Raw genomic sequence first — 7,373 nt, 5'->3', positions numbered from 1 at the left:
GCAAGTAACTTGGACCAGTGTTGATCATTTAGCATTGTTCGAGGCATAGCGAGTGTAAAATTGGGTTTGGCGATTTAATTTTACTATCTCGCTATTTTTTTAATCAACAAATGTCAACAGACCCTAAAGAACAGGCGTGGAACGTGAAAAATCACAAAAAAGCCGTTCCAGTGCGCTGAACCCTGGAACGGCTTTGATTAAGATATTGATTCTTATATGAAAATTTCAAGAATTTCGTATAAGGTGTATTATGTTAATTTTAGATTTACTAAAACTATTTTTTGAGAACTAGGCTGTTATGGGAACTGTAAAGCTCAAATCTTCTGATGAAGTTTTTCAATTAAAAATTAGTCTGCTAGGTAGTGATCCTGAAATCTGGAGAACTATTCAAATTTCATCGGCAGCTACTTTATCTAGGCTCCATAAGGCAATTCAATCTGCTTTTGATTGGGAAGATAGCCATTTACATGAATTCACGACTATTAAGCATGAAAAGATCAATAAAAGACAAAAATTGAAAGAAGTTCTACGTGTAGGTAAAAAAATTATATATACATATGATTTTGGCGATTGTTGGGAACATTTGATTACTGTAGAAAGCAGACAATCTCCTGATTTAAATAAAAAATATCCATGTTGTATAGATGGTCAAAATCATGCTCCATTTGAAGATATTGGAGGAATTTTTGGATATCTTGATATTTTAGATGCATTACAAGACCCCAAACATCCAAGATATGACGATTACATGCAAATTATCGAGGATGAAATAGGAGAGATAGAGTTTGATCCGACCTACTTTAATTCACATGATATTAAGTTTTAAACCTGATTTAACATAAGGGCTGTTATATGAAATTACAACTAAATATAGTTGCAATTATTATTTAAAAGTAACTATACTTAGTTGCAATAGCAGTAGGGCTGAAGTATGGGTAAAACGGAAAAGTTACTGGAAAAATTTGGAAATTCAAAAAATACATTTCCGTATAAAGATTTAGTCGTTTTACTGAATCAGCTCGGCTATGAAAAATTTGAAATGGCAGGCTCTCGTGTCCGTTTTTTTAATACGAAAACTGAACACATGATTTTACTGCACAGGCCACACCCTGAAAATGAAATCAAAGGTGGGGCTTTGAAATCTGTAAAACAGGCACTCAAGCAGGAGGGATTTTTATGAGCTATTTAAAATACAAAGGTTATCTAGGTACAATTGAACCTGATCTTGAAACAGGTGAGTTATTTGGAAAGCTTGCATTTATCCGTGATCTCATCACTTATGAAGCAGAAACATTAAAAACTCTTGAACAAGCTTTTCAGGAATCTGTCGATGGATATTTAGAGTCTTGTGCTGAATTAGGTAAAAAACCCGATCAGCCATTCAAAGGTACATTTAATGTCCGTATTAGTCCTGAGTTACACCGTAAAGCTGTTTTAGCATCAAGTGATAATTCTCTTAATGCTTTTGTAAGCGATGCGATTCAAGAGAAATTAATGCGTTTAGGTGCTTAATTTATTGAAGCCTAGATTGACATCTAAAAATTGAAAAAAATTAGTAAAAAAGGGAGCTTACAGCTCCCTTTTTTGATTTCGCATAGGGTGTATTATGTTAATTTTAGCGAAACTTAAAGGTTTAGTATATTCAATGAAGTACTCATACAATTAATAGGTATAACAAAACTAAAAAAGAATAACTCGTGATAAATTTGTTAAAAACAGCCAGTCTTGTTAATATTTATACAATTTCTAGAGCTTAAAATAATAAATGTTAAATAATATTTTGTCTGTTTTAGATAAGTTGGGCTTTGGTGCTCAAAACCGTGCGATCAGTGTGCAATTCTCCAACTCTGACCTCAATAGCCAAGTGGTTTTACAGCGGATTGAAGGGACACATGCTATCAATGATGGACTTTCTGCAGAATTGATTTGTTTATCCACCAATCCTTATATTTCATTAAAACAATTTATTGGTTGCCAAGTCGCAGTTGATCAAGTGACGGATTCAGGACAATTGCTTAGAACCACAGGTATTGTGACTGAATGTATGCAAGGTCATTCCGATGGTGCTTTATCCGTTTACTCCATTCGAATGCAAGATCCGACGGCTCTTTGGTATAAACGACGTAATAGTCGTGTCTTTATGAATAAAACAGCCATCGAAATTGTAGAGACAATTTTTAAAGAATGGCAGGAAAAAAGCCCCTTATTCTCAGCCAGCTTACAACTCGATCTCAGTGGTTTAAGCCAAGACTATGATGTTCGACCATTCTCTATGCAGAGCTCAGAAAGCGATGCAGAGTATGTATTTCGCTTGCTCAGAGAGTCTGGGATATCTTGGTTAGTCGATGAAGCTAGCTATATAGTGGCGAGTCCACTACAAAGTATTCAAGCACAAAAGTTACGTCTCATTGATTCAAATGCACAATATTCTGCCTTAAATCGTCGTGTGATTCGCTATCATCGTTCAAATGCCACAGAACAGTTCGATAGTATCACCAGTTTTATTGCACAACGTCAATTACAGCCTACAGCCATTCATGTACAACGTTGGCAAGCCGATGCCTTGTCTCAAGAAGAAGGGGCTGGATCTGTTTTAAGTTCACATAAACACAGTAGTCAACAGGGCAATGAAAGTTTAAGCCTAGAGCAGGCTTGGCATATTTCCCCTGCGTGGATTAGTGATTTAAATGGTGATGACCAAGCAACTAAATCTAGTAATGCGCAAATTGAAAAGCTCAATACGCAACTGAATCAATATCAAGCCTTACAATCAAAATACTTCACTGCCTATAGCAGTGTTCGTGATACCCAAGTGGGCTATTGGTTCCAACTCAATGAGCATCCTGAACTCGATCAAAATCACAGTGGGCAAGATAAAGAATTCTTGATCTTAAAAAAACGTTTTTATAATCAAAATAATTTACCCAAAGATTTACGTGATCAGCTCGAACAACTCTTAAAATATAGTCATTGGTCAAGCAGTAAAGACAGTGCACAAGAACGCCAAGCCAATGAACTGACGGTAATCCGTCGTAATATTGATGTGGTTCCTGAATATGATCCACTCATCCATCGTCCTACAGCCTATGTACAACGCGCACGTGTGGTCAGTGATGGTGAAGAAATCTATGTCGATGAATGGGGAAGGATTAAAGTTCGTTTCCTGTTTACTCGAAATGAGGACCATAGCCATGATGGTGGTGCTGGAAGCAATGACAATGACACAGATTCAGCTTGGGTCGATGTACTCACGCCTTGGGCTGGCGAAGGCTATGGGGCACGTTTCTTACCGCGTAAAGATGAAATTGTTGTTATAGATTTCTTTGACGGCAATATTGATAGACCCTTTGTCACTGGTCGTATCCATGAAGCACAAAGAAACCCGACCAAGTTTGATATTAAAGGGCAATTGCCTGATACCAAAAAACTCAGTGGTATTCGTTCTAAAGAAGTGGGTGGAGAAGGTTTTAACCAACTGCGCTTTGACGATACCACAGGGCAAATTAGTGCTCAGTTGCACAGCAGTCATGTGGCTACACAGCTTAACTTAGGGAACTTAAGTCATCCAAAAGAACAAGCGGAAAGTGATGGGCGTGGTGAAGGGTTTGAATTAAGAACAGATCAGTGGGGTGCTGTTCGTGCGGGGAAAGGTCTATTAATTAGTTCAACAACACAAGATAATGCATCAGATATTCAATTGAATATAAAGGAATTGTTATCACAGTTATCTGATTCACTTGAACAATTAAAAGTTTTAGAAAAAAATGCACGTACAAGTAAAGTTTTTCAAGATGAAAATTATCAAATTAGTTCGAATTTAGTTCAACAGGTTGAATCAACTTTAGAGAAATTTGAAGAACCAAATATTTTAATAAGTTCACCTAAAGATATAATTTCGGTGAGTCAAAGTAATCAAACACATGTTGCAAAAGAAAGCTTAAAAGTAATATCTGGCAAACAGTTAGATTTAAACTCTTCAGGTGAATTGACTGCTCATGCATCTAAGGGGCTAAGTTTATATGCACAAGATAAAGGAATAAATGCTTTCGCCACACAGGGTGATGTAAAAATACATGCTCAAAATGATGCTTTAGAATTAGCATCTTTGAAAGATTGTAAAATTATGAGTACCGAAAATTCAATAACAATTGCAGCCAAAAAAGAGATTATGCTGACATGTGGTGGAGGGTTTATTAAAATTAAAACGAATGGATCCATAGAAATAAATAGCCCTGGTTTAATAGAAATAAAATCAGCGCAAATAAAATTTTTATCAGGTACTAAATATAATTTTCAGTTTCCAAATATTTCAAGCAAAATTTGTATTCCTTGTTTATTGGATGCAGCTAGAAAATCCATGCCATTTGTACATAGAGAAATATAAATATGAATAGTATTGATTTTTTTAAACAAATAAATTTTGAAACTGAAGATAATAATAATTTTTTTATGCTTTTAGATACAGCAAAGAATCATTTATACATTAAGCAGTGGTTGAATAAGCTTTCTAAATCAGAACAAAAAAAAATTGGTAATTTATTTGAAAATACTATTGATGAAACATCTCCTTTAGAAGTATCTCCATTATTAATACCAATCACAAAGGAATCTAGTGAGTTATTACAAAAAAAACTTGTTGTTGGTGAAACAATAGGGATGTTTTCAATTATTGAAACTTCTTTATCTAAACAACAACTAATTCAACATTTACAGCCTTTTTTACAGGCAGAGCTACCTAGTGAGGAGCTAGCTTTATTTAGATTTTATGATCCAGCAATTATTAAAATACTTAACAAAATGTTAGATGATGAAAGTTATATGGTTTTATTAAAACCAATTAGTAATTGGTGGTATCAAGAATTCGATAGTACTTTGCATAATATAGTGAGTCTTTGATATGACAATAAAGTTTACTCAAGAGCAGATTGATATATTTTCAAATAGCCGTGAAGAAGATTTAGCTCTATGGAATTGGAATAGATTGAAAATGAAATTTCCTTTTTTTTCTGAAAAATATTTTAATAATGATGAAAAAAGAGGTGTTGATTTTTTATTTATTGCACAGGGGCGTGTAAAGAAATATTTAAATGGAATGGAAGAAGATGCTGACTATAATAAGTGGTGTGCGGTATATGGAGAAATTTGTTTTATTTTAAATAAGAACAATATAGATGATGATAATTGGAATAGAGGTATTTTAGAAGAAAAATTATGGCCTCCGTATTTAAGAATTGATGTTTTAGCAGGAATTGTAGAAAGTTGCTTAAATAATTCTGAATCTCAAAAATTTTATGCTGCTTTGGAGAAAGAAACATGGCAGTAGCAGCAGATATTAGTAGTCTAGGTGGATGGGGAACAGCCGTAGAAAAAGCGGGTGAAGCTGCTAGAGTTGGAGCGAGAACTAATCCGGTTGGTGCATATTGATCGGTATATTAACTCCATCTACATTGGGTGATAGTACTATTAGGTGCTTTAAATAGTGCATTAGAAACAGCAGAGGAACAAATACAAAGAGAGAAAGGAAATATTTCTGATTATCAAAAAGCACTAGCATTACAAAATATTAAAGATGAAATAGATAAGTTAAATAGAACTTGTAATCCTAATAATTCTAATTGTAATAAACAAAAGCATAATGGTCGAATTCAAGCACAAAATGGTGCAAAAACAAACCAGATGATTGTTACAGCAACTGAGGCTAATTCAGCATGGGTAGATTTACCTGCTCCACCTTCGTTAACTTTATGTAAATTATATGCAAAATCAGTTCGGGTACAAATGATAGGTTTAAAAGGTCATAGTCCGGATAAGAAAAAAGGGCAGAAAGTTGATTATGAGAAAGGGGCAACAACGGCATATAATAATTTAGTTTCTTGGATGACAAAAAATACTCCAGGTGGGGTAGGTGTTAGTAAATGGAGTTTTAGTTTTGATGGAACTCATAAGCAAGATCGAGTTATGGGTGATTCAAGGCGAATTGATATTGATATCAGAACAGGATTAATTCTAAAGAGTGCTTAAATGAAATATAAAACAGAAGAAATAATTAGTTTTTTTAAAAAACATCCAAAGTATCCTTTTAATAATTATTATGTTAATTATGATGAATATTGTGCTGCTAGATTAATGATCTTAAATATTGTGAAAGCTTATATTCCTAAAGATGAAATAAATAATTGGGAATTTTCATCAGATTATTATGATGCAAGACGGAATGATCCAGATGCTTTTTATTCTCTATTATCATGTGTGAATCATAATAAAGAACAGGTATTTTTCTTTGCGATAGTTGATGATCGAGAAGAATCTTCAGATTATAAGGACATCGTGATTAATGTTGAAAGAGATGATTCATATGGTGATAAATGGAGAGATAATTCACCTATGGATGATTGGTATAGTATATTTCAAATTACCTTAAATCTTAAAAAAATAATAGATTATGCGAAACTTGATCAGTTACTTAATTTATATTTTAAGAAAAAATTAAATTTTAATGAGCTTTATATACTGCAAACTGATTAAAACTTGTTCGTAAATCATTTTTTATTCACTATTAACTCCAGCAGTTAAATTGAATCTTAGCCCTAGTTTTTTATCTTGGTTAGATCGGAAATAATTTTATCACTAGCCTATAGGTAAACGATAAAAAAGCGATTATTTAACTATATTTTAATAGCCAAATGATCGCTTTATCACTGTACTCTCTATTGAAAGTCTTTAACATAAAATCTCTTATACGAAATTCATTCAATTGTAAGCCCAAAATTGAAATGACCGCTTTTAGAATACTTATCTTGAGAAAGGATGTTTCTTATATCTTGCACTTGAATAATTAGATCGGGCCATAACTCAAGTTTATAAGTAATGAAGCCTTGCATATATTATGGTTTAGCTTGGAGGCCTTCTACAAATTGTAAAACAATCTCAAGCTCAGAAATATTCTGGATTTGATCCAATGGAATGCCTTTTGTTATTTTATTTGGAGATTTCATAAAGTGTTGCATCATTGATATATCTCCACCTATAAGAGAATCTAGAGCAACTGTTATACGTATAAGTTTTAGAGCAATTTCTTTTTGTAATAATGAAAGTTTGCTGCAATCTATATTGGTTCTTGATAAATCTATACCAAGAATCATGGCAAGCTGATCATATGTTAGCCCCATTTTTTTGGCTGTTGCTAAAACAGCTTTAGCTAAGACCTTTTCGCTATTAGTCATTTGTTCGATTATCCGTATTACAAAGAGGTGGTTCCACTTGTTTGAACAACTAAAAGCGTATTTATAAGTGATATTCTGCTCTAGTTAAGCCACCTTGTTTTGTTGCGGTAGCTGATCATAGTAAAACTCATTTGGTGTCATTTTGTCTAG

9 protein-coding genes are annotated in these 7,373 nt (G+C 33.5%); 8 read left to right on the top strand and 1 reads right to left on the bottom strand.

The window, feature by feature from the left end:
* The first annotated feature begins 298 nt into the window (after positions 1 to 298).
* The 8 genes from FTT72_RS15805 to FTT72_RS15770 all read left to right on the top strand — a co-directional run bounded on the left by FTT72_RS15805 (position 299) and on the right by FTT72_RS15770 (position 6,525).
* Positions 299 to 826 carry a plasmid pRiA4b ORF-3 family protein gene (locus FTT72_RS15805; protein ID WP_000537572.1) on the top strand — a complete coding sequence of 176 codons (528 nt, stop codon included), beginning with the start codon at positions 299 to 301 and terminating at the stop codon, positions 824 to 826.
* Between the two features lie 105 nt (positions 827 to 931).
* The gene (locus FTT72_RS15800; RefSeq protein WP_044425274.1) at positions 932 to 1,180 is read left to right on the top strand and encodes a type II toxin-antitoxin system HicA family toxin; all 249 of its coding nucleotides are present in this window, start codon (positions 932 to 934) and stop codon (positions 1,178 to 1,180) included.
* A complete protein-coding gene (locus tag FTT72_RS15795; RefSeq protein ID WP_035270373.1) occupies positions 1,177 to 1,512 on the top strand; it encodes a type II toxin-antitoxin system HicB family antitoxin in 336 nt (111 codons plus the stop codon). The genes FTT72_RS15800 and FTT72_RS15795 overlap by 4 nt, the downstream gene beginning before the upstream one ends.
* Positions 1,513 to 1,765: 253 nt before the next feature.
* Positions 1,766 to 4,384, top strand: coding sequence for a type VI secretion system Vgr family protein (locus tag FTT72_RS15790; protein WP_180178668.1), 2,619 nt, complete (start codon positions 1,766 to 1,768; stop codon positions 4,382 to 4,384).
* A 2-nt stretch (positions 4,385 to 4,386) separates the two neighbouring features.
* Complete coding sequence (locus tag FTT72_RS15785; RefSeq protein WP_180178667.1) at positions 4,387 to 4,896, top strand: DUF4123 domain-containing protein; 510 nt, start codon at positions 4,387 to 4,389, stop codon at positions 4,894 to 4,896.
* A 1-nt stretch (position 4,897) separates the two neighbouring features.
* Positions 4,898 to 5,323 (top strand): hypothetical protein, encoded by a 426-nt coding sequence (locus FTT72_RS15780; RefSeq protein WP_180116212.1) that lies wholly within the window; start codon positions 4,898 to 4,900, stop codon positions 5,321 to 5,323.
* Positions 5,324 to 5,451: 128 nt separating this feature from the next.
* Positions 5,452 to 6,021 carry a hypothetical protein gene (locus FTT72_RS15775; RefSeq protein ID WP_257233441.1) on the top strand — a complete coding sequence of 190 codons (570 nt, stop codon included), beginning with the start codon at positions 5,452 to 5,454 and terminating at the stop codon, positions 6,019 to 6,021.
* A complete protein-coding gene (locus FTT72_RS15770; protein WP_180109898.1) occupies positions 6,022 to 6,525 on the top strand; it encodes a hypothetical protein in 504 nt (167 codons plus the stop codon).
* A gap of 359 nt (positions 6,526 to 6,884) precedes the next feature.
* Here the strand turns inward: FTT72_RS15770 and FTT72_RS15765 are convergent, their stop codons facing one another.
* The gene (locus tag FTT72_RS15765; RefSeq protein ID WP_180039821.1) at positions 6,885 to 7,223 is read right to left on the bottom strand and encodes an antitoxin Xre-like helix-turn-helix domain-containing protein; all 339 of its coding nucleotides are present in this window, start codon (positions 7,221 to 7,223) and stop codon (positions 6,885 to 6,887) included.
* Positions 7,224 to 7,373 lie beyond the last annotated feature (150 nt).

This window comes from Acinetobacter sp. YH01005 (genome assembly GCF_013420465.1).
Taxonomy (GTDB): Bacteria; Pseudomonadota; Gammaproteobacteria; order Pseudomonadales; family Moraxellaceae; genus Acinetobacter; species Acinetobacter amyesii.
Note: the sequence above shows the minus strand (reverse complement) of the source record. Positions and strands in the feature narration are given on the sequence as shown.